Origin of the sequence: Flavobacterium aquidurense (assembly GCF_001404985.1) — a bacterium.
In the GTDB taxonomy this organism is placed as follows: domain Bacteria; phylum Bacteroidota; class Bacteroidia; order Flavobacteriales; family Flavobacteriaceae; genus Flavobacterium; species Flavobacterium aquidurense_B.
This window is the reverse complement of record NZ_JRLF01000004.1, coordinates 40,097-62,795: the sequence shown is the minus strand read 5'-3', so window position 1 is coordinate 62,795 and position 22,699 is coordinate 40,097. Positions and strand designations below refer to the sequence as shown.

22 protein-coding genes are annotated in these 22,699 nt (G+C 32.9%); 9 read left to right on the top strand and 13 right to left on the bottom strand.

The genetic code is table 11. The features are described from left to right. Nucleotides 1-98: 98 nt before the first annotated feature. Complete coding sequence (locus tag RC62_RS01250) at nucleotides 99-554, bottom strand: tRNA (cytidine(34)-2'-O)-methyltransferase (RefSeq protein ID WP_055091810.1); 456 nt, start codon at nucleotides 552-554, stop codon at nucleotides 99-101. A gap of 108 nt (nucleotides 555-662) precedes the next feature. Further along, entirely contained in the window at nucleotides 663-1,247 is a 585-nt protein-coding gene (locus RC62_RS01245) for a pseudouridine synthase (protein WP_055091808.1), read from the bottom strand. Nucleotides 1,248-1,387: 140 nt separating this feature from the next. On the opposite strand from RC62_RS01245, the gene RC62_RS01240 reads away from it, so the two are divergent. The 3 genes from RC62_RS01240 to RC62_RS01230 all read left to right on the top strand — a co-directional run bounded on the left by RC62_RS01240 (nucleotide 1,388) and on the right by RC62_RS01230 (nucleotide 6,384). Next, nucleotides 1,388-1,765, top strand: a complete 378-nt coding sequence (locus RC62_RS01240; RefSeq protein WP_055091806.1) for a hypothetical protein — start codon at nucleotides 1,388-1,390, stop codon at nucleotides 1,763-1,765. Nucleotides 1,766-1,910: 145 nt separating this feature from the next. After that, entirely contained in the window at nucleotides 1,911-2,663 is a 753-nt protein-coding gene (locus RC62_RS01235) for an SDR family NAD(P)-dependent oxidoreductase (protein WP_055091804.1), read from the top strand. A gap of 301 nt (nucleotides 2,664-2,964) precedes the next feature. Continuing rightward, nucleotides 2,965-6,384, top strand: a complete 3,420-nt coding sequence (locus RC62_RS01230) for a T9SS-dependent choice-of-anchor J family protein (RefSeq protein WP_055091802.1) — start codon at nucleotides 2,965-2,967, stop codon at nucleotides 6,382-6,384. Between the two features lie 58 nt (nucleotides 6,385-6,442). On the opposite strand, the gene RC62_RS01225 is transcribed toward RC62_RS01230, so the two are convergent. From RC62_RS01225 to RC62_RS01205, 5 genes are all read right to left on the bottom strand, one after another. Next, entirely contained in the window at nucleotides 6,443-6,964 is a 522-nt protein-coding gene (locus tag RC62_RS01225; RefSeq protein ID WP_055091800.1) for a MepB family protein, read from the bottom strand. 51 nt (nucleotides 6,965-7,015) lie between these two features. Beyond that, nucleotides 7,016-8,857, bottom strand: a complete 1,842-nt coding sequence (locus RC62_RS01220) for a hypothetical protein (protein ID WP_055091798.1) — start codon at nucleotides 8,855-8,857, stop codon at nucleotides 7,016-7,018. Continuing rightward, nucleotides 8,854-9,330, bottom strand: coding sequence for an RNA polymerase sigma factor (locus RC62_RS01215; RefSeq protein ID WP_262494055.1), 477 nt, complete (start codon nucleotides 9,328-9,330; stop codon nucleotides 8,854-8,856). Before RC62_RS01215 ends, RC62_RS01220 begins: the two co-directional genes overlap by 4 nt. Nucleotides 9,331-9,456: 126 nt before the next feature. Further along, nucleotides 9,457-9,858, bottom strand: a complete 402-nt coding sequence (locus tag RC62_RS01210) for a hypothetical protein (protein ID WP_055091794.1) — start codon at nucleotides 9,856-9,858, stop codon at nucleotides 9,457-9,459. A gap of 9 nt (nucleotides 9,859-9,867) precedes the next feature. Then, nucleotides 9,868-10,743, bottom strand: a complete 876-nt coding sequence (locus RC62_RS01205; RefSeq protein WP_055091791.1) for a protease complex subunit PrcB family protein — start codon at nucleotides 10,741-10,743, stop codon at nucleotides 9,868-9,870. A gap of 208 nt (nucleotides 10,744-10,951) precedes the next feature. Between RC62_RS01205 and RC62_RS01200 the strand changes: the two genes are divergently transcribed. The 4 genes from RC62_RS01200 (at nucleotide 10,952) to RC62_RS01185 (ending at nucleotide 14,473) form a co-directional block, all read left to right on the top strand. After that, nucleotides 10,952-12,328: a DNA recombination protein RmuC gene (locus RC62_RS01200; protein ID WP_055091789.1), complete on the top strand. Its 1,377-nt coding sequence runs from the start codon at nucleotides 10,952-10,954 to the stop codon at nucleotides 12,326-12,328. A 44-nt stretch (nucleotides 12,329-12,372) separates the two neighbouring features. Next, a complete protein-coding gene (locus RC62_RS01195; RefSeq protein WP_055091787.1) occupies nucleotides 12,373-12,921 on the top strand; it encodes an acyl-CoA thioesterase in 549 nt (182 codons plus the stop codon). Between the two features lie 29 nt (nucleotides 12,922-12,950). Then, nucleotides 12,951-13,346: a VOC family protein gene (locus tag RC62_RS01190; protein ID WP_055091785.1), complete on the top strand. Its 396-nt coding sequence runs from the start codon at nucleotides 12,951-12,953 to the stop codon at nucleotides 13,344-13,346. A gap of 557 nt (nucleotides 13,347-13,903) precedes the next feature. Then, the gene (locus tag RC62_RS01185) at nucleotides 13,904-14,473 is read left to right on the top strand and encodes a YceI family protein (RefSeq protein WP_055091783.1); all 570 of its coding nucleotides are present in this window, start codon (nucleotides 13,904-13,906) and stop codon (nucleotides 14,471-14,473) included. Between the two features lie 3 nt (nucleotides 14,474-14,476). Here the strand turns inward: RC62_RS01185 and RC62_RS01180 are convergent, their stop codons facing one another. Beyond that, nucleotides 14,477-15,388: a TIGR01777 family oxidoreductase gene (locus RC62_RS01180; protein WP_055091781.1), complete on the bottom strand. Its 912-nt coding sequence runs from the start codon at nucleotides 15,386-15,388 to the stop codon at nucleotides 14,477-14,479. Nucleotides 15,389-15,486: 98 nt separating this feature from the next. Between RC62_RS01180 and RC62_RS01175 the strand changes: the two genes are divergently transcribed. Together RC62_RS01175 and RC62_RS01170 are read left to right on the top strand one after the other, a co-directional pair. Next, nucleotides 15,487-16,149, top strand: a complete 663-nt coding sequence (locus RC62_RS01175) for a TetR family transcriptional regulator C-terminal domain-containing protein (protein ID WP_055091779.1) — start codon at nucleotides 15,487-15,489, stop codon at nucleotides 16,147-16,149. Beyond that, the gene (locus RC62_RS01170; protein WP_055091776.1) at nucleotides 16,146-17,450 is read left to right on the top strand and encodes an ABC1 kinase family protein; all 1,305 of its coding nucleotides are present in this window, start codon (nucleotides 16,146-16,148) and stop codon (nucleotides 17,448-17,450) included. Before RC62_RS01175 ends, RC62_RS01170 begins: the two co-directional genes overlap by 4 nt. Before the next feature lie 328 nt (nucleotides 17,451-17,778). Here RC62_RS01170 and RC62_RS01165 read toward each other — a convergent pair whose 3' ends face one another. From RC62_RS01165 to RC62_RS01145, 5 genes are all read right to left on the bottom strand, one after another. Beyond that, a complete protein-coding gene (locus RC62_RS01165; RefSeq protein WP_055091774.1) occupies nucleotides 17,779-19,074 on the bottom strand; it encodes a cryptochrome/photolyase family protein in 1,296 nt (431 codons plus the stop codon). A gap of 100 nt (nucleotides 19,075-19,174) precedes the next feature. Continuing rightward, nucleotides 19,175-19,639: an SRPBCC family protein gene (locus RC62_RS01160; protein WP_055091772.1), complete on the bottom strand. Its 465-nt coding sequence runs from the start codon at nucleotides 19,637-19,639 to the stop codon at nucleotides 19,175-19,177. Nucleotides 19,640-19,763: 124 nt separating this feature from the next. Further along, nucleotides 19,764-20,204, bottom strand: a complete 441-nt coding sequence (locus tag RC62_RS01155) for a sterol desaturase family protein (protein ID WP_055091770.1) — start codon at nucleotides 20,202-20,204, stop codon at nucleotides 19,764-19,766. A 159-nt stretch (nucleotides 20,205-20,363) separates the two neighbouring features. Next, nucleotides 20,364-21,206, bottom strand: a complete 843-nt coding sequence (locus RC62_RS01150) for a phytoene/squalene synthase family protein (protein WP_055091767.1) — start codon at nucleotides 21,204-21,206, stop codon at nucleotides 20,364-20,366. A gap of 5 nt (nucleotides 21,207-21,211) precedes the next feature. Beyond that, complete coding sequence (locus RC62_RS01145) at nucleotides 21,212-22,678, bottom strand: phytoene desaturase family protein (protein WP_055091765.1); 1,467 nt, start codon at nucleotides 22,676-22,678, stop codon at nucleotides 21,212-21,214. Nucleotides 22,679-22,699: the final 21 nt, after the last annotated feature.

Sequence of the window (22,699 nt, the reverse complement as noted above, 5' to 3'; positions counted from 1 at the left end):
CCGTAGGGGTGAAATATATATCGCTCCGCAGGAGCTTCGTGTTAGAAATTTAATATGAGTTATAAGTATAATGCTCCTCCGGAGGTTACAATTATATCTTAAACCTTTAATGCAATTTGTCTTTTAGCTTCTCCAACCACAAAAGCCACAGAATTTGCAATATTAAAACTTCTGATTAATTTCGACATCGGAATCGTTAGGTGATTTTCAAAACGTGCCAAAACTTCCTGGCTCAAACCAACACTTTCTTTCCCAAAAACCAACCAATCGCCATCGTGAAAATCAGTTTCAAGATATGATTTTTCGGCATGGGAACTCATCAGGAAAACACGTGACTGATCCGGAATTTGTTGAATCCATTCTTCTATGTTTTGATATTCGGTAACGTCAAGATGCACCCAATAATCCAAACCGGAACGTTTCAGGTTTTTATCATTAATAACAAATCCAAAAGGATGAATTAAGTGCAATTTACTTTCTGTACCTACACACAATCGCCCAATATTTCCGGTATTATTAGGGATTTCCGGTTCTACAAGAACAACGTTTAGCATTATTGTTTATTTGTTTAATTGGTTAATAGTTTAATCCGTGAAATTGTTAGTCAATCGATCTTTAACTCAAACTCATCCAGGAATCCAGACATCGAAATTATCTAATTTTCAAATTGACTCATTATCTAATTCAAAAAAATCTGAAACTTCTAAAACCTCACCGGCTTTTAAGTTCTGCAAATATACATTTCCTATACGAACACGAACTAATCTTAAAGTTGGAAAACCAACTGCAGCGGTCATTTTTCGAACCTGACGAAACTTTCCTTCATTTACCGTTATAGAAGCCCATGAAGTTGGACCATGCCGTTCGTCCCGTATTTTTTTTGCCCTTGGACCAAAATCAGGAATTTCGGTCACAATAAAAGCAGAGCAAGGTTTGGTTTTGTATTTACCTCCATCAAAACCAATTTCTACACCTTTTTGCAATTCTGTAATAGCTTCTGGTGTAATAACACCATCAACCTGAACATAGTATTCCTTATCGACTTTTTTGCTTCTTATCTGTTCACTTACTTTACCGTCAGTAGTCAGTAAAAGCAATCCTTCAGAATCTTCGTCAAGTCTACCAATGGCCATTGTGCCCACCGGAAAATCATGCAATTCGCCTAAAAGCTTTTTCTTTCTTTTTAATTCATATATAAATTGGCTGAGATAGCCATAAGGTTTAAAAAGAATGAAGTGTCGATGCATGTTTTATTTTTTTGCAAAGATAGTTTTGTTTGAGAAGGAATTGAAAATATTGATCAAATAAACCAAAAGCAATGTTAAAGCACTTAGTTTTCAGCTTTAGAATTCGTAATATTATAATACTAACAATAAAATACAAAATTATGGAAACTAATAATTTAGGATCAAAAAAGATAAATGGAGCTCAAAAAAATATAGATGAATCTAAAGGAAAAAACATTTCGCATGATAACCAACCAGAAGAATCTAAACTGAAAAAAGAAGTTGTTACTGATAAAAGCGGCAATAAAGAAGTTGTAGACAGGGCCCGAAATGAGAATGAGGAAATTAAGGAAGTAAAAGGTGACGTAAATTCAAAAAACGCAAATTCTAATCGTGGAGTTGCTACAGAAGAAGAGGCAAAGAAAACGGTAGAAAACAAAGACAGAAACTCAGATATTACACCCAATCGTTATTCTAATTCTAATCCCGAAAGTCATAAGGATCGCGGAAATATGAAATTAGATGAAGATAGTAAATAAGAAAAAATTAACGGATTATCGTGATCTTAATGTAAAATAACATATGATTATGAGAAAGTCTTAATCTTATTGTAAACTCCGGATTTCGTATGGTCTTCCCTGAATATCTTCGTAAATTGTAGTACAAATTTTAAATATATTAAAGATGGCACTTTTAGAAAACAAGGTTGCTTTTGTGTCCGGCGGAGGTTCAGGAATTGGACGTGCGGTGGCAGAAGCTTACGCTCGAGAAGGAGCAAAAGTAGTACTTTCAGATATTAACGTAGATCACGGCGAAGAGACCGTAAAAATTATAAAGGATAGAGGTGGAGAAGCTTTTTTTGTAAAAGGAGATTCATCAATCGCAAGCGACAATAAACATATGGTTGAAGTAACCGTTTCTAAATATGGCCGACTTGATATTTCATGTAATAATGCAGGAATGGGCGGTCCTGCCAAACCAACCGGTGAATATGAACCTGAAGCATGGGATAAAGTAATTGCTTTAAATTTAAGTGGTGTTTTCTATGCCTGCCGCTATCAATTAGAGCAAATGGAAAAAAATGGCGGAGGAAGTATTGTAAATATTGCTTCAATTCACGGTCAGGTTGCAGCGCCTCTTAGTCCGGCTTATACTGCTTCTAAACATGGAGTAGTAGGGTTGACTAAAAATATTGCAGCAGAGTATGCACAAAAAAATATTCGTTGTAATGCAGTTGGCCCGGGTTATATAGAAACAGCTTTGCTAAAAGATAATCTAAATAAGGAAATGATGACTGCAATTGCTGCAAAAGCACCAATGAACCGTTTAGGAACTGCTGAAGAAATTGCCGAACTGGTAGTATTTTTAAGTTCTGAAAAATCTTCCTTCACAACTGGAAGTTATATCATCGCCGATGGTGGATATACTGCAATTTAATTTTCTTTTATATAAAATATAAAGGCTGTTTTAATTTTAAGGCAGCCTTTTTTATGTTTATATCTGAAAATAAATAAAGTTTTATCTTGTTAAAATACAGTAATAAGGTAAATTCTTTCAATAATATATAATTGTTTAAAGTGGCGATAAGTTTGGTGAATGCTCAGTCATTTGTGCAATAAATTGATATTTATTGTGAAATATTTATAAAATTGAAAACAATAACTTTATGGTTTCACAATATTCCCTTAACTTTAAAGGATATAAATTTGATTTCTAAAAACTCTATTTTTTTAAACACATGAAAAACATTTACTCTGCTCGCCATTTAATGGCTTTTTTAAGTTTTTTTTATTGCTGCTCCGGGAATCTCTTTGCGCAAACGATGCCATCTCCCAGAGTTTCGCTTCCTATCACTGAAAATTTTGATGGATTATTAGCTTCTTCTACAACTTATCCAGCAGGATTTCAAGGCTGGTTGGTAAGCGCTACAGCAAATACAGCTACTTATGGTACCGGATTAACCGGTGACAGAGCTTTAATAGCAAACAGTACCGCAAATACTAATAGTGGTAATATTCATAATTATAATGGTAAAATTGGTTTTTTGAATACTACTTCTGCTGATTTCTCTTTGGGGTTTGCTTTTTCAACCCTTAACAATACAGCAATAAAAGTAAAGTACGATGCAATGATAATTCGTAACCCATATGACGGAAGCGCTAACAATCGTCTTCAGGAAATGGCATTGCAATATCGTGTAGGTAGTACAGGTGCTTTTATCACTTTGCCATCTACAGCATATTCAAATTCTAGTACAGTGCAGCAAACCACTGCTGTTACAACACCTTTAAATTTACAAACAATAACAGTAACACTGCCATCAGATTGTGATAATCAAAATCTAGTTCAGATAAGATGGATCGCAAGATTAGTTTCAGGTACGGCCGGTTCAAGACAATCATTTGCTATAGATAACATCGATATTAGAAGTGATGTTCTTGCTCCTGTAAATGTTGCAGGCTATCCAAAAGCTGAAAATATTTACGGAGAGAGTTTTGATTTTTCTAATAAAATAGATGAAGTTGGTAAAACATATTATGTTTTATTGCCAGGAGGAAGTGCTGCTCCAACAGTTGCACAGTTAAAAGCTGGACAGGACGCAAACGGAATGGCTGCTTTGCAATCCGGATTTTTAAACATTACGAATCCTTCTCAGGCTTATGTGAAAAATTTTGCAGGATTGAGCCTGAGTACATCTTATTCTGTTTTCTCTATTTCTGAGGATCCTTACAGCAATATTCAATCAACAATAAATAAGGTTGATGTGACAACTTCAAGCGTTGCAACTCCAATTGTATCGACTACAGTAACTTCGTTAGATTTAGGTTTTTCTCAATCTACATTTGATTCAGACACTTTCGAATATAAAATTCAGGCTGTAAATCTTACGAATGATGTAACTTTAAACGCTACTACAAACTTTACAATATCTAAAGATAATACAACTTTTAGTTCGTCTCTTGTTTTTACTGTTGCTGATTTTGTTTCTAATCCAACACCTACAGTTTACGTAAAATTTACTCCAGATGCAGTAAATAACTTTACAGGACTAATAACACACGAATCGGTTGGTGCAACTACTAAAACAGTAACGTTAGCCGGAGCTGGAATTGATCCTTATAAGCAAGGATTTAATGATGCAAATGTTTTGACAAATAGTGGCTGGACGCAATATAATGTTGCCGGAACTTTAAACAAATGGGCTTCAACAACAGTTGCCAGAAATGTAAATTCAGGAGCGGCAGCAGTTTTGATGAACGGATATTCTGAGACCGGAGCAAGCAAAGACTGGTTGATTTCGCCTAAATTGCATTTAGATACTTTTGGACAATTCCCATTATTATCTTTTTACTCTCGTAAATTTTATACAGGACCAGGTTTAAAATTAATGGTTTCTGTTGATTACGACGGAAAAAGTAATCCTGAAACGGCAAACTGGACAGAAATACCAGCTGATTTTCCAACTACAACAGGAAATTACACCAAATCGCAATACATCAAACTAAATAATTATAAAACAAGTCATACCTATTTGGCATGGGTTTATGAAACCACAGCAGGCGGAAATAATTTTGCTGCAGAATGGTCATTAGATGATGTAGAAATTACTAACGAAGCGGGTTATGTAGCTTCTAATCCTGTTTTAGATTTTGGAGATGTAAATCCAAGTGCGGTTTCTGCAAGCCAGTCTTTTAGTTTTAATGCAGAAGGTCATGGTGATATTATAATTACAGCTCCGGCAGATTATCAACTGTCTTTAGATAATAATTTATTTCAAGCAACGATTGTTGTTAGCCAAGCCGATGCTGCAGCAGGAAAAACACTTTATGCAAGATTTGCACCTTCTGTAAAAGCGTTAACTATTTCTGGAACTTTAACAGTAACTGGAACTTTGTTGAATAAACAAATTGGCTCTTTAACCGGATCTTCTATCCCAAAAGCAGATACTTTTGATGTTGTAACCTATAACTTAGAGTTTTTTGGTACAGCTGTAAAAGGTACAGACGGAGTTGAATTTGGACCGACTGATAATGCGCTTCAAATTGAAAATGTAGCCAAAGTAATGAACAAACTAAATGCAGACGTTTATGTTGTTCAGGAAGTATCAGATGAACCTGCTTTAGATGCTTTAATTCAAAAGATAAGCATCAATGGAAAAACATTTGATAAAACAATTTCAACTTCATGGTCGTATTCATTTAATGCACCGGATCCTAATTTTCCTCCTCAAAAATTAGTAGTAATTTATAATACCCAAACAGCAACAGTAACAGATACACGTGTAATGTTTAAGGATTTATATGATGAGGTACGTGCCGGAACCACGACTTTACCAAATTATCCGGGTGGTAATGGCGCAAGCTTTTTCTCATCAGGCCGTTTGCCTTATATGGTACAAATAGAAACGAATCTGGGCGGAGTAAAAAAACTGCTTAACTTAGTAGATGTTCATGCACGTGCAAACAGCGGAACAGATATCGCCAGATACAATATGCGTAAATATGACTCGCAGGTATTAAAAGATAGTTTGGATCTTTATTATGCAAATTCTAATTTAATTATTTTAGGAGATTATAATGATGATGTAAAAGCATCTGTTATTACGCCAAATCCTTCTTCATATAAAATGTTTGTAGATGATACTGTAAATTATAATGCCCTTACTTTAGGAATTAGCCAGGCTGGAGCTTATAGTTATTTAAGTTCAAGTGGATTTCTGGATCACATTATGATTTCTAATGAATTAAATGATCAATACATACCAAATTCAATAGCAGTTTATGATCCTCGTAATGATATTGCAAATTATACCAATACAACGTCTGATCACGGACCTGTAATTGCGCGTTTTGAGTTAAAATCTTCAACATTGTCTACAATAGATTATGAAACCAAGAACGGTTATTTTGTTCAGGCATTTCCTAATCCAAGTACAGATGTTTTGAATATTGTTGTTAAGACAAATAATGATAAGAAACTAAAATTAAACCTGTATGATATTTCAGGTCATTTAGTTGCAAATCCTATTCAGATAAACGCAACACAAGAGGTGAGCACAACAGCAATTCCGGTAAATTATTTACAATCGGGTATCTATGTTTATACTTTGACAGAGAATAATAAGGTTGTTTATAAAAACAAGATTATAAAGAAATAATAATTATTACATGTTTTAAAAGAGGCATCCGTGTTTGTGGATGCCTCTTTTTTTATGTTTAAAATAATGCTTTAAACTTATTCAAATCAAGATCAGGAGATATTGCATAAAAATAGTCTAACTGCCATTGTTGGGTTTTCTGAGCCTGTTTACTCGTTGTTTCATCCCAAGGCGGATAAACTCTCGTAGCTCTTTTTCCTTCTTTTGTTGCAGTAGAAAAGATTGCTTTTTCCAGCAGAATATTTTTAGGAAAAATAAATTGTCCAAATAAATCATTTTTTCGAACACTGATAATGACAAAATCTATTGCGTCAGAAAAATCAAAAGGTTCTATGATTCCGTTTTTATTCCGTTTCCATAAGGTTACAAACTGACCTGTTTTTGTAGGCGTTATTTTTGCTGTTCTGTAGCAAATATAATTTCCGTTCTGGTAAAAATTGTAAGCATCATAATCATTACTTTCAGCTTCCTGTTGAGGTTCTGTAACTTCAAAATCGCAGTAATCATAAACTAATTCTTTGGCAATAATTAAATCTTCGGGTAATGATTTTTTATCATTCCAATTGTTTTTGATTGTCATTTTAATGGGATTTCTATTCAGTTATTTCGTAAAAATACCACAAAAAGAACTTTAAAAAGAAACATTTAACCCAAAATTTAATCCCCACTGAAACTGATTAAACGATTGATTACTCAATGGATTTATATAATAATTTACTGCAGGTTCAACAAAAACATTGGTCTTTTTATACACACGATATTGCAAAGTACTACTTAAGGTAGAACCATATACGTAATCATTTGCGTTTATATTCTGACCAAGCGAATTGCCATCTAAAGCTACATTGTTAGAAATCAATTTACCAACAAAACCTCCCGTATTTAAATTGATACTGGCTTTGTTTTTACTAAAAACAGAATACGAAACTTCTAACGGCATTTCGATATATCGTAAATTCTGATCCAGATTTCCGGTTTGAATATTGTTGCTTTGAATATCGTTTTCTTTTATCGCATTTGTAGTTGAGTTAGGAACAAATACATAATCTGCATTAGTCGTAATTTTTGGTGCGGCAGCTGTCGTATTTAAGTTAAAATAATCATTAGAACTAAAAAAGGCAGCATTTTTTGTACTCAAATAAGAAACATTTGCAACGCTCTGTCCTAATTCATTAATTTTAAAACCAGAACCCACAGCCCATTTTTTGTTGATTTTATATTTGGTTTTTACTCCGTAAGTACTGCTTTGTTTAGAATCATTTGTATTGCCAAAAGTTTTGTCATTTTTATAATTTTCAGAACTTGCAACACCGGCAAAAACTTCGACAGCCCATTTTTCACCTTTAGCAATCTTTTTGTCTTCCTTTTCGTTTTTTGTTTCAGGAGTTAAGATACCTTTTTCTAAATTTTGAAGCTCTGCTAATTGAACAGAGTCTTGTTTGCTCAGCGCATTATTAAATTTAGAATTGCTTTTTTGATTGCTCGCTAGTTCTTTACTCAGCAAAATGCGATCATTATCTTGTTTTACTACACTTTCATTAATAACACCAGTATTGTTTTTTGAAGCTGATTGCTCTTCAAAAATAGATTTCGATAATTGATTTTTTGTATTTGGATTAAATGGATTTGCATTTCCGGCAACAAAAGTTTTTTCGGATAAAATTTTATCAGAAGATTTTTTATCTGTAGTTATAAACTGATTTTTTGATGCTGAATTAAAAGAATTTGTTTTAGCAGAAACCATAGCTTTTTCAGCTAAAATTTGGCTGGAAACCTTTTTATCTGCATTTGCAATTTGATTTTTTGAAGTCGGATTAAGAGCATTTTCTTTACCGGAACTAATATTTTTTTCTGTTACAGTTTGGTTAGAAACTTTCTTATCCGTGTTTGTCATTTGACTTTGTGTGCCTGAATTAAATCCGTTTTTTTGTTCTGTAACTAATGTTTTTTCGGCTACAGCCTGATTGTTATTTTCCTTTACTTTATTTGGTTTTAAGTTTAAGTCATCAGTATTAGAATTATTGGAGCTTTTAGCATTTGTGTGAGCAACTGCCGTTTTTTGATTTTGATTTTTGGGAGAATGATTAAGTTGATCAGATGTGTTTTTTAAAGAAGAATTATCTTTAGAATTAACAGATTGATTTTCTAGTGTAATTTGCCCGGAATTATTGTCCTGAGTTGAGGTTGCTTTATTTGAGTTTAAATTATCTTTTTGTTCCTCAAGAACAACATTGTTTTTTTCCTGAGCATCACCTTTTATCGTTTTGATTCCTGAAGTAGAGCTAAAATGTAAAACAGAAGGAAGTAATAAGCCTAATAATAAGCATGCTGCAGCCGACCACCAAAGAATAGCTCTTTTTTTCTTTTTTGGTTTGTCTAATTTCTCCTCAATCTGACCCCATAATTCCGGAGGTGGAACACTTGAAAAGTTTTCCATTGATGAAAAAATATCTTCTATATCTTGCTTTTTCATGCTATTTTAAAATTTTTTATGCTCAGTATTCTTTTCTGCAAAATGTGCTTGGCCCTGTTTAAATTTGATTTTGATGTTCCTTCTGAAATCTTTAGTAATTCTGCGATTTCCTTGTGTTTCATTTTTTCAAAAACATATAAGTTAAAAACTGTTCGGTATTGGTCGGGTAAATCCCTTATATATTCCAATAGTTTTTCTTGTTCTATAGGCACAATATCCAGTTCTTCTTCCTCGACAAAATCAGTATCAGGATCAAAAACATCTAAAAAGAAACTTTCTTTCTTCTTTTTATTTAAGGTTTCAATTAGCTTATTGATGAAAATACGTTTTAGCCAGCCTTCAAAACTTCCTTCAAATTTATATTGGCTTATTTTTTGAAAAACGATTACAAATGCCTCCTGAAAAACATCTTTAGCATCGTCTTCATTTTTCATATACTTTAAGCAAATACCATATAAAACAGGAGAGAACAACTGATATATTTTCAGTTGTCCCTCCCTGTCATTTTTTATGCACAGCTTAATGTATTTTTCTAAATCGTCTTTCAAAAAAGTGGTATTGTTTGGTTTTGCAAAAATAGTTCTTAAATGCTTATAAAACTATCTTTTATAAATAGTACGGGTTGCATCCTGGTTGTTGCTAACAATTGTTAGGTTTTGATTGTCAAGCTTTTCTATGATATAAGTCTTGCCTTCAAAAGTAATCAGATCATTTTCTGACTGATCAAAAATACTAATGCCTTTTGCTATCTGATATGCACTATTTCTAATTTCTACATCATTTTTGTAAGTGATCACACGCCCTTCAGGAGTAAAAATCACCTTCTTTGTAAATCCAATAGTTTTTGGGGTTGCAGTATAAGGACTGCTGCCTCCTCCAATCGATTTTTCCCAAATCCAGGTATTCACAATAGAACCGGACTTTACGGCTGTTGATTCTAGTGAATATGCACTAGAAAACAGACAACACACAACAATAAAAAATAAGAATTGTTTTTTCATAATCTTAGATTATTTTAAAGCTGTAATTTTATCCTGAACCACTTTTTTGAAAGCTTTTACTTCTGCACTTTGATCTGCAGTATCTACATTGTCAATAATAACCTTTGTTGTTACGGTACCTTGACGAATTTCAAAATATACACCACCATGATTTGCTTCATCAGGAGTTCCGTAAGTTTTAGTTTGTCCTTTTAAGTTTAAAATTTCAGTTGGTATCTCTTTTAATAAAAGCGTATAATCGCCTTTTTTAGTCGTTGCAGTATATCTGTACTGATTAAAATCATAACCTCCGGCAACTACATTTTGGAATTTTAAAATATTGAAATCATTAATCTGAAAGAATTTTTGGCAATCAGCCCCAGTACATTGTTTGCTAAAAGTTCCCACAACAATATTATCTGTATTCTCTGTGACTTTGTTAAAAAGAACAGCTTTTGAACTTCTTGGGATTAAAATAAAATCTGACGGATAACTTGGTGCAGAAACAAGAGTTTCACCAGCCTGAGGTGCTTTTTCGTAATAGTTAATTAAAATTTCGCATTTGTTTTCTACAATTGTCGTTATTTTAATAGAGTATCCGTTTGTTGGTTTTAGACCTGCAAAAATACCAACCAGCATATCTTTAGTGAAATCTATAGGAGTGTCAGTAGCATTTGGACAAGAATTTTCATGCTTGGTAAAAAGAGTTTTCATTTTTTCTTCTGACCCAACTAAAATTGCATTTGGATTAGTAGGTAAAGTATTGATGCTGTATGAACATAAAAGTGGAAATCCTGTAAAAGCTTTGTCTTCACTAGCTCCACAATCGACTTTTAAATCGTCATTATTAAGAGAGCAGGCACTGAATCCAAAAGCTATAAACAAGCTTAACATTAATTTTTTCATGATAATTTTTTAATAGGTTTATATACTGTAGATGAGCATCTTTTGAAATGGTTGCGTGAAAAAAAATATTTTTTAGTTAATTTTAAAGCAGAAGAGCTACTCAAAATGGTTATTAAATTTTGAATAAATGTTAATTCGTGAAATTTTGATTTTAAAATTAAGTACTACGTATTATTGCTTACTTTTACTTTAAAAATAAAATTTAATTATGTTTGATTTTCTTCCCTGGTTACTGGCTTTTGTTGTGGCACTGATCTTAGGTGTATACTTAGGTAAGTTGTTGTTTGTGACGAGATCTCAGTCAGAGAAAGTAAGTTTAGAAGAGCGATTGAATGCTAATATCAATCAATTGCAATTGCAAAAAGAGCAATTTGAAAGAGAACGGATTAATTTTGAAAAACAGCTTCATTTTATTGCTTCTGAAAAAGAAAATATCAGAACTGAGAAAGATAGTCTTGCCATCCAGCTTTCTAAGAAAGAAGTTGACTTTGAGAATTTATGGGAACGCCATAAAGAACAAAAAATTGAAGTAACCGAATTACAGGAAAAATTTACCAGAGAATTTGAGAATTTAGCCAATAAAATCCTGGAAGAGAAATCAGCAAAATTTACAGAGCAAAATAGTGTAAACATGAAAAATATCTTGCTGCCTTTGCAGGATAAAATTCAGGGTTTTGAACAAAAAGTAGAACAAACACACAAAGAGAGTATTGATTATCATGCGGCACTTCGTCAGCAAATTCTTGGGTTAAGCGAAATGAACGCACAGATGAGCAAAGAAACACTGAACCTTACTAAAGCTTTAAAAGGCGATAATAAAATGCAGGGAAACTGGGGAGAACTGGTTTTGGAACGTGTTCTGGAAAAATCAGGTTTAGAAAAAGGACGTGAATACGAAGTACAGCAAAGTTTTACCAATAATGAAGGCAACCGGGTTTTTCCGGATGTTGTAATCAATTTGCCTGATGGTAAAAAAATGATTGTCGATTCTAAAGTTTCTTTGGTAGCATATGAAAAATGGATCAATGAAGAATCAGAAATTCTTAAAGTTGATTACCTGAAAGAGCACGTAAATTCTATTAAAAGACACGTAGAACAACTCGGGAATAAAAATTACCATGATCTGTATCAAATAGAAAGTCCTGATTTTGTATTGCTTTTTATCCCTATAGAACCGGCATTTGCGATAGCATTAAATGAAGATTCGGCCCTTTATAACAAAGCGTTCGATCGTAATATTGTAATTGTTACACCAAGTACTTTACTGGCTACTTTAAGAACAATTGATAGTATGTGGGCAAACCAAAAACAACAGGAAAATGCTTTTGAAATTGCCAGACAGGCAGGAGCATTATACGATAAATTTGAAGGTTTTGTGACAGACCTGGTACGAATTGGAAATAAAATTAAAGACACAAAAACCGAATATGAAAGTGCTATGAGCAAACTCGTAGATGGTAGGGGAAATTTAATTTCAAGTGTCGAAAAATTGAAGAAAATGGGAGCTAAGGCAAAAAAGTCACTCCCTGAAAATATCGTTGCAAGAGCATCGAATACAGATGATGATAATACGTTATTGAATTAAATTTTCATCTTAATAATATAATCAATAACACCAAAAATAAAAACATGACTACAGATTTTAAACCGGTTTCATCATCAAAAATTAGTATTTCCGAATTAATGCTGCCTTCGCATACCAACTTTAGTGGTAAAATTCACGGTGGTTATATCCTGCAATTACTGGATCAGATTGCTTTTGCTTCGGCATCAAAATTTTGCGGAAATTATTGTGTAACAGCTTCTGTTGATACAGTAAATTTCCTGAAACCTATAGAAGTTGGAGAATTGGTTACGATGAAAGCCTCTGTAAATTACGTGGGAAGAAGTTCTATGATTGTGGGAATTCGCGTTGAGGCCGAAAATATACAAACCGGTGCAATTAAACATTGTAACTCCTCTTATTTTACAATGGTTGCCAAAGACAAAGAAGGAAAAAGTGTTCAAGTGCCGGGATTAATTTTATCTAATTTAGATGAAGTTCGTCGTTTTAGAAAAGCAATCAAACATATTGAACTTCGTAAAGAAGTTGAAGAACACGAAAAAATTACCAATGTAAACTCCATTGAAGATTTAGCAAGCTTAGATAAGTATAATGTGTTATTAGAGATTAGTTAAAATAGTTATCAAATTAAAAATTTAGAATTATGGTAAAGTTTGGATACACCATTTTATATGTTGAAGATGTAGAAAAATCAATTTCATTTTATGAAAATGCATTTGGATTTTCCAGAAAGTTTGTAACACCAGAAAACGATTATGGAGAATTAATCAGTGGTGAAACAACTATTTCATTTGCTTCAAAAAAATTAGCAGCTCAAAATTTAAGTGAAGGTTTTATCGAAAGCAGTTTAGAAGATAAACCTTTTGCGATCGAGTTGGGTTTTATTACAGATAATGTTGGCGAATTAGTACAAAAAGCCACTTCATTTGGTGCAATACTAATAAAAGAACCTACACAAAAACCGTGGGGTCAGATTGTAGCATATGTACGTGATCTTGACGGTTTTTTAATTGAGATCTGTACAGAAGTGCAGGGGTAATTTTTTTTAATACGGATGTTTAATTCCTAACGGAATTTTAAAGCAATAAGTGATTAGTAGTATTTGTTAATTAATATTTTAATTTAGAATATCTCGGATAGATTATATTGGCATAATTTTGTGTAGTCCCTATGGGACATCTTTTGGTATCCTTTTTTTTTACTTTTTCTACCAATATTTAATTCCTAACGGAATTTAATAGTATTTGTCAATTAATATTTTTAATTTAGAATATCTCGTAGAGATTATATATTGGTAGAATTGGTAGCATAGAATTATAAATAACAAATTGTCCCGTAGGGGACAAAATATTCTATAAACAAAAATCATTGTTACAAATAACATTTTACATTTTACAGCCAAAAAACATTTCACAAATATTTAGGATATATAAGTAACTGTGTCCGTGAAAATTTCGTAACTTTAAGTATAATGATTGAGTTATTATTTTTTCACGGAATACTGCCATTCTATTTTTAAATGTATTATTAAGTCCAGTTTTTTTCTCTTCTTAAAATAAAAAATCGAATGACATAATTGTTTAATTGCTGACGATTATGAAAAAAATTACTGTATTAATTTTACTTTTTACTGCCTTTCCAATACTTGCCCAGGATAAATTTAAAACAGCTGCGGCAATCGTAAATTTTGAAGCTTCTGTTCCTTTTTTTGAAGAGGTAAAAGCAGTAAATAAGCTCGGGACTATAGTTCTTGAACCTTTAAGCAGCACCTTAATATGTGCTGTTACTATAAAAGATTTTCGTTTTAAAATGGATTTAATGGAAACACATTTCAACGAAAATTATTTAGAAAGTAATCGATATCCAAAAGCTGTTTTTAAAGGCAAAATCGAAAAATTTGATTTGAAAAATGTCGATGCCGTCGAAAAAGAATATGATGTAAAAGGGAAGCTTTATCTTCATGGAAAATTTAAGATCATAGATTTTAAAGCTTTGATAAAAAGAGTTCCTGAAGGTTTACAGATTATTTGTAATTATCCAATATCCATCGCTGATTTTAATATTGCAATACCAAGTGTGGTGGCAAGTAAAATTTCGCAAACTGCCAATACTACTTTAATTGGAGTTGTGCGAAGTGAGGAAATAATGTATCTTACATTAAAATAAAGTTTATTTCAAGCAGCTTACCAACGTGCGTTCTAAATCTGTAAATTGAAATTCAAAACCCGTTTTCTGCATTTTTTCAGATGAAACTCTTTGTCCTTCTAAAACGGCAACACTCATTTCGCCCAAAACAATTTTAAGAATGAATTTGGGTGCTTTAGGAAGCCAGATAGTGTATCCAAATATGTTTGCCAATGTTTTTGATAAACTGGCATTTGTAGTATTATCAGTTATGCAGGCATTATAAGGACCATGCATTTCGGAGTTTACTATTGCTTTTAAATAAATGTTACATAAGTCTGAAATATGGATCCAGGGAACATATTGTTTACCGGTACCTAAAATTGCACCAAAACCAGATTTAAAACTTGGAACAATTTTTTTTAGGAAACCTTCGTCTCGGCCTAAAACGATTCCTGTTCGCACTTTGACAGTTCTAATTCCTAATGTATTTATTTTGTCGACAGCTTTTTCCCATTCCTGGCACGTTTGTCCTAAAAAGTCATTGGCTGGGGGCATATTTTCAATACAAATTTTATGAGTAGTAAAAGCACCGTAAATTCCAACTGCTGAGGCAGAAACGAATGCATCTAAAGGTTTATTGTTTTTTTCTAAAACAGAAAAAATAAGATCGATAGGTTTTATGCGACTTTCAAGAATCGCTTCTTTCCGTTTTTTTGTCCATCGTTTCTCTACAATTCCTTCGCCGGATAAATGAATGATATAATCTGCTTTTAAGACAGCTTGTTCATCAATATAATTGTGGTCCGGGTCCCATTTATAATATTGGATTGCAGAAGTGTTTTCTTTAGGAGAACGCGTAAAAACAGAGACAGAAAAACCATTCTCGATAAGCAAATCAGTTAAGTTTTTGCCTATAAAGCCAGTTCCTCCGGTTAGTAGTATATTTTTAGCCATGATAGTTTATAATATATTTAACAGCGTATTCTGTTTAACGATAAGTAAAGATACTTAAACATTGCTTACCTTTAAGGCAAAATTTAAATTTTAATAAGATGGCAGCTAAAAATAAGATTATCAGCAAAGAAGACATCGTTTCGATATATATGGAAGAGGTTTTGGAAAAAGGACAAAAACCAAAATCAGTTTATCATTTTGCAAAAGAAAATGATTTTACCGAGGCGGAATTTTATGCTTTTTTTGGAACATTAGAAGGTTTGGAAAAAGAAATATTCAGATTGTTTTTTGTCAACACAATCGATTTGTTGCATAAAAACACAGATTACTTAGAATATGATATGAAAAACAAAATGCTGAGTTTTTATTTCACTTTTTTTGAAAACTTAACTGCCAACAGAAGTTATGTTTTGCAAGCATTAAAATTTGACAGGAATCCGCTAAAAAACCTTGTGCAGCTTAGTTCTCTTCGAAATAGTTTTAAGGAATATGTTTCAGAAATCCTCACTGACGATTATAGATTAGAACAAGAAAAGTTACAGAAATTTCAGGAAAAAGGAATTCAGGAATCGGCCTGGCTGCAATTAATGTTAACGATAAAATTCTGGGTTGACGATGAGTCACCTGCATTTGAAAAAACAGATATTTTTATCGAAAAATCAGTAAATGCTTCATTCGAGTTAATGAATGTTGCACCACTGAATCATCTTATAGATTTGGGCAAATTTTTGTTCAAAGAAAAAATATACAGCAAACAATGAAAACGATCGATTATATCCCAACATCAAAAATAGAAAGAGCCAGTAAATTGGTACAGACAGGAGCAAAAATAGGCGTAAACTATGTTAAGCATTATGCTGAAAAAATGGTTAATCCTGATTTAACTCGTGATAAACTCAACGAAAATAATGCTGAGGATATTTACGACGGCTTAAAAAGCCTGAAAGGAAGTGCCTTAAAAGTAGCTCAAATGCTTAGTATGGACAAGAATTTCTTGCCTCAGGCATATGTCGAGAAATTTTCTTTGTCACAGTTTTCTGTTCCGCCACTTTCGGCTCCATTGGTTTTAAAAACTTTTAAAACTAATTTTGGAAAAACACCTTATGAAATTTTTGATGAATTCAATGCCAACTCTGTAAATGCTGCCAGTATTGGTCAGGTGCATCTTGCTGTAAAAGAGGGTAAAAAATTAGCCGTAAAAATTCAATATCCCGGAGTTGCCAACAGTATTTCATCTGATTTAGCTTTGGTAAAACCAATTGCAATTAGAATGTTTAATCTTCAGGGAAAAGACTCTGATAAATATTTTAAGGAAGTTGAAGATAAACTCATCGAAGAAACCAATTATTTACTGGAATTAAAACAAAGCCAGGAAGTAGTTGAAGCCTGCGATAAGATCGAAAATTTACTTTTTCCAAGATATTATCCTGAATTTTCGTCAGAGAAAATTATCACAATGGACTGGATGACTGGAATTCATCTTTCTGAGTTCACAGCAATAAACACAGATAAGGAAGTTGGCGATAAATTAGGACAGGCGCTTTGGGATTTTTATATGTACCAAATTCATATCCTTAGAAAAGTACACGCAGATCCACATCCCGGAAACTTTTTGGTAGACGATCAAAAACGTTTGATTGCACTTGACTTTGGATGCATGAAGATAATTCCCGAAGAGTTTTATGTGCCTTATTTTGAGCTAATCAATAAAAATGTGATTACAGATAAAGCACTTTTTAATCAAAAGTTATTCGAATTAGAAATTCTTCGTCCGGATGATTCACCTCAAGAAATTGAATATTTTACAGAGATGTTTCATGATTTATTATCACTTTTTACAAAGCCATTCCAGAACGAAACTTTCGATTTTGCCGATGAGACTTTCTTTGATAGCATTGCGAAATTAGGAGAACGTTTTTCTAAAGATACCAATCTTAAAAAAATGAACGGAAATCGTGGTTCAAAACATTTCATCTACATGAACCGTACTTTCTTTGGTTTGTATAATTTAATGTTTGATCTAAAAGCGAAGATTGTCGTTAGTAATTATTTGAAGTATTAGGAGCTATTTCCTGCTATCCGCTATATCTTTTGTGGCGAACCACGCCACAAAAGGATACCGCTTCTATCAGGGCTAGGGATTTAGTCTTTATAAGAAATATTTTTATTCATAAAGCAGCACAAAGTATTTATCCTGACCAAGGAAAGATTGATTGTTTTAAATTTCTCTTTATTAAAATAACAAACCCGACAAGTTTTAAAAACCTGTCGGGTTTAATTTTATAATGGAGTTTCTGGTGTGATTCTTCTTTAGTTAGGAAAAGATTGTGCAGGAAACTTTAATAAAGGTTTTTAAAGATTGCGAAACTTTAAATGTGAAACAAAAAGAATTATTTCAAAATTCCCTTTTTATAAGTTTCAATCGCACGATCTCTCGCAAAAGCATGATTTATCATTGGTTCGTTATATCCCAAGTCAAATTCAGGAATCCATTTGCGAATGTAAATTCCTTTTTCGTCGAATTTTTTTTGTTGAATTTCCGGATTAAAAACCCTGAAGTATGGCGCAGCATCACAGCCAGTTCCCGCGGCCCATTGCCAGTTTCCTACGTTTGATGCTAGTTCAAAATCCAGTAATTTCTCAGCGAAATAAGCTTCGCCCCATTGCCAGTTAATGAGCAAATGTTTGCATAGAAAACTTGCAACAACCATTCGTACGCGATTGTGCATATATCCGGTTTCATTAAGTTGGCGCATTCCTGCATCGACCATAGGGTAACCTGTAGTTCCGGAACACCAGCGTTTAAAATCGTCTTCGTTGTTTCGCCACTGAATGCCGTCGTAAGCCGACTTGAAATTGTGATTTACACAATTTGGGAAGTTAAACAGAATCTGGATAAAGAATTCTCTCCAGATTAATTCACTCAAAAAAGTTTGGTTTTTCTTATTGGCCCAATTCACTAATTTACGAATACTAACCGTACCAAAACGTAAATGCGGCGAAAGATAAGAGGTTCCGTCCAAGGCTGGAAAATCTCTTGTTTCTTTATAATTGCCAATTTGTGTTAAGTTATAAGGAAGTACTTTTATGATGCTTCTTTCAAAACCAATTTTTGATAATTCTGGAAAAGTGAAATTGTTTTTGGAAAAATTTACAAACAAAGGTTTTGTGTCATATTCATGAGCTTGTCCGGAAAGTTGGTATTTTTCCAGCCATTTATTTTTGTATGGCGTATATATTGTATACGGAAGTCCATCTGCCTTTGTGATTTCTTTTTCTTCAAAAATTACGTGATCTTTAAAGGACGATACTTCGATATTATTTTGCTTTAATAAGTTCAAAACGGCGATATCGCGTTTTATAGCGTACGGTTCATAATCTTTATTAAAGAAAGTCTGCTGAATATCAAACTCTTCTAAAAGTGATTTCCAAACGTCAAAAGTTTTTCCTTTTTTGATTAATATAGAAGAATCAATTGCCTGAAGTTGTTTATTTATAGCTTCGAGCGAATCGTATATAAAACTAACGCGCGCATCATCTTTAGGAAGATTTTCTAGGATATCTTCATCAAAAATAAATAACGGAATCACTGGAAAATCAGATTGCAGCGCATTGAATAACCCAATATTATCATCCAGACGTAAATCACGTCGAAACCAGAAAAAAGTAACTTTTTGTTTTGTCATTATATTAAATTCCGTTTTGCGGGTATTTTTTATGCCACAGATTAAAAAGATTTTGAATCGGTATTAATCTGAAACGTGTATCAAAATATTTTTATAATAATTATGGTTTTAAATTGAATATTTCTTCGATTTTATTACGACGATATTCAAAAATGGATTTCAGTTTGTTTTTGACCATTATTTTATTTGCGATTTGTCCTAAAAAGCCAAATGGCAAAGCATAATGTACCACGTCGGTCATTTTTGTACCGTTTTCTGTAGGTTCAAAAAAATGTTTGTGATGCCATAATGCGTATGGGCCAAAACGTTGCTCATCTACAAAATATTGGTTTTCTGAAGAAACGGTTATGATCGTCATCCAATTGATTGTAATGCCTAAAAGTGGTTTTAAAGTATAAGTAATCACTTGTCCGGGATACATGCGTTTGCCATCAAAATCCTGAATAACAAAACTCATATCGTCAGGTGTTATCGTTTTAAGGTTTTGCGGACTCGAAAAAAACTCCCAACATTTTTCGATACTGGTGTTTAAGTGTTGTACGGTTTCTAACTTATATACTTTCATAAAATCGATTATTACAGATGGTTCTTTAAATACGTTTGCGTTAGGGGTTGAAGTGGAGCTCTCCCGATTTTTCATCGGGAAGCGGGAACGGAAAGCCCGACCCTTGGGTAACGCCCAAATACTGCTACATTTTATAATATTTAAAAGGAACGAATAACATTCCGAAACATTCTCCGTGTTCTTTTCCTAAATGTTTGTGGTGTATTTTATGCGCTTTTCTAAGACCAATTAAATATTTGTTTTTGGTGTTTTTGAACCATTTAAAACGCTGATGAATTAAAACATCGTGAATTAAAAAATAACAAGCGCCGTAACAAGTAACTCCGCAAGCAATAAAAAACAAATAATTGAATCCGCCCTGAACACCAAAATAAAAAAGTAAAATACTAGGAATGGCAAAAATGGCAAAGAATATGTCGTTACGCTCAAAAGTATGTTCGTATTTTGGCTGATGGTGATCTGCATGAAAATACCACATAAGCCCGTGCATAATGTACTTGTGCGTAAGCCAGGTAACACATTCCATGAAGAGAAAAACGCCTAAAAAGATTAAGAAAGAAATCATTTTTTATGTTTTGAATTGTTAAATTATATTTGTTTTCAATCTTGTCATTTCTAGTTACAATAAATCTTCGTTGTTATATCGACAAAGTTTATTGCTTTGCTTTGCGGAATTTCTTGCAGAGATTTTTCGTCCTCGAAATGACAAAGATTGCGGGTAAAGCTAGACTACTAGTTTTAATTTGTATGTTACAAATGATTGCGCTAAAAGCCCGGCTTTTGTGTAATTTGAAACTCTGATTCTGGAGCTTCCAATTTCATAATAAGGAGTGTTCTTTAGTTTTTTTAGTAGTTTTTTGTAATAGATGTACGCTGTGTAAACTCCAAATTTTGCTTCTATAGGCAATTTTACAATTCCTTGATAAGCAACTTTAAAATCTTCTTCGATTTCATTGATGATCGTGTTTTTAGCATTTTCATCGAAAGAATTTAAATCGACTCCGGGAAAATAGTTTCTGTTTAAAACTAAATTATCATCTTTTAAATCTCTCAGGAAATTTACCTTCTGAAAAGCTGATCCCAATCGCATCGCTTCATTTTTTAGCTGCTGGTATTTTTGCTCGTTTCCTTTTACAAAAACCTTGAGGCACATTAAACCTACAACATCTGCAGATCCATATATGTAATCCTCATATTCAGTTTGGGAATTGTATGTTGATTTAATGAGATCCAGTTTCATGCTCTTTAGAAAAGCCTGAATCTGATCATCTGTAATGTTATATTGTTTTACGGTATGTTGAAATGAGTTGAGAATAGGGTTGAGGCTAATCCCGAATTCAATGGCTTTGTAATATTCTTTTTCAAAATCATTGATAAGGTTTTCTTTGTCGTACTCATGAAATGAATCGACAATCTCGTCAGCAAAGCGAACGAATCCGTAAATGCTGTAAATTGCTTCGCGAATGCTTGGTGACAGCATTTTTACAGCCATCGAAAAGGAAGTACTGTAGTGTTGGGTGACCAATTTGCTACATTTGAAAGAAACGGTATCGAATAGTGATTTCATTTTTTTTAAGATCTAAAAGATTTTTGAATTAACCCGGCTACTAGTTTTCCTGAAATTAAAGCAGGCGGAACACCTGGACCAGGAACAGTCAATTGTCCTGTGAAATATAGATTACGGACTTTTTTACTTTTTAGTTTTGGTCTTAAAAAAGCCGTTTGCAATAATGTATTAGCCATTCCGTAAGCATTTCCTTTGTAAGCATTATAATCTGTTACAAAGTCGTTTTTACAAAATGATCTTTTAAATATAATATTTTTTTTAATTTTTTGCTGTGTAATCTGCTCAAAACGAGTAATAATTTTTTCAAAATATTCTTCTCTAAGTGCTTCACTATCATTTATTCCCGGTGCTAAAGGAATTAGAAAAAAGCCGCTTTCCATACCTTCCGGTGCTGCTGTTTTATCTGTCTTTGAAGGGAAATTGGCATAAAATAAAGGAGCATCAGGCCATTTTGGATTGTCGTAAATATCAATCGCATGCTGATCAAAATCTACATCAAAAAATAAAGCATGATGAGAAATATTTTCTATTTTTTTATCGAATCCAATAAAGAATAGAAGTGAGGATGGAGCGAAAACTCTGCTTTCCCAATATTTTTCAGAATAAGCGCGATATTCTTTGTCCAATAAGGTTTCGGTATGATGGTAATCTGCACCGCTTAAAATAATATCTGCCTGAATTGTTTTTCCGTTAATTACAATTCCGGTTGCGGTTTTATTTTCTACGATTATTTTTTCTATTGCACAATTGGTTTCAATGGTAACTCCTAGTTCTAATGCCAGTTTTTCGATTCCGCGAACAACATCGAACATTCCGTTTTTTGGATGCCATGTTCCTAAGCCAAAATCGGCGTAATTCATGAAATTATAGAAAGATGGAGTTTTGGATGGTTTTGCGCCTAAAAATAAAACGGGAAATTCCAGAATCTGGATAAGTTTTTTGTTTTTGAATTTTTTACGGATATCGTTACTTACCGTGCTTAAAAACTGATTGAGTTTTAAAGTCGTTTCAAGCGTTATTAACTCAAGAGGAGAAACTCCGGGACGATAGACCAAATCTTTTATAGCAATATCATAATTGCTTTTAGCTTGTTTGATAAAAGCTTCGAGTTGTTGACCGCTTCCTTTTTCAATGGTTTCAAAAGTGGTTTTTATTTCTTCGAGATTATCATAAATATTGATAAAATCATCTGCTCCAAAATAAACCCTATAAGCAGGATTTAGTTTTATAAGCTCGTAATAATCGGTTGTTTTTTTATCAAAATCCAGAAAGAAACGTTCAAAAACATCTGGCATCCAGTACCAACTTGGTCCCATATCAAAGGTGAAACCTTCTTTTTTAAATTGTCTGGCCCGCCCGCCAATAGAATCATTTTTTTCATAAATAGTCACCTTGTTGCCTTGCTTTGCAAGGTAACATGAAGCGGCTAAAGATGAGAAGCCTGACCCTATTATTGCTATTGTTTTTTTCATTTGTTTAACAAATGTACAAAA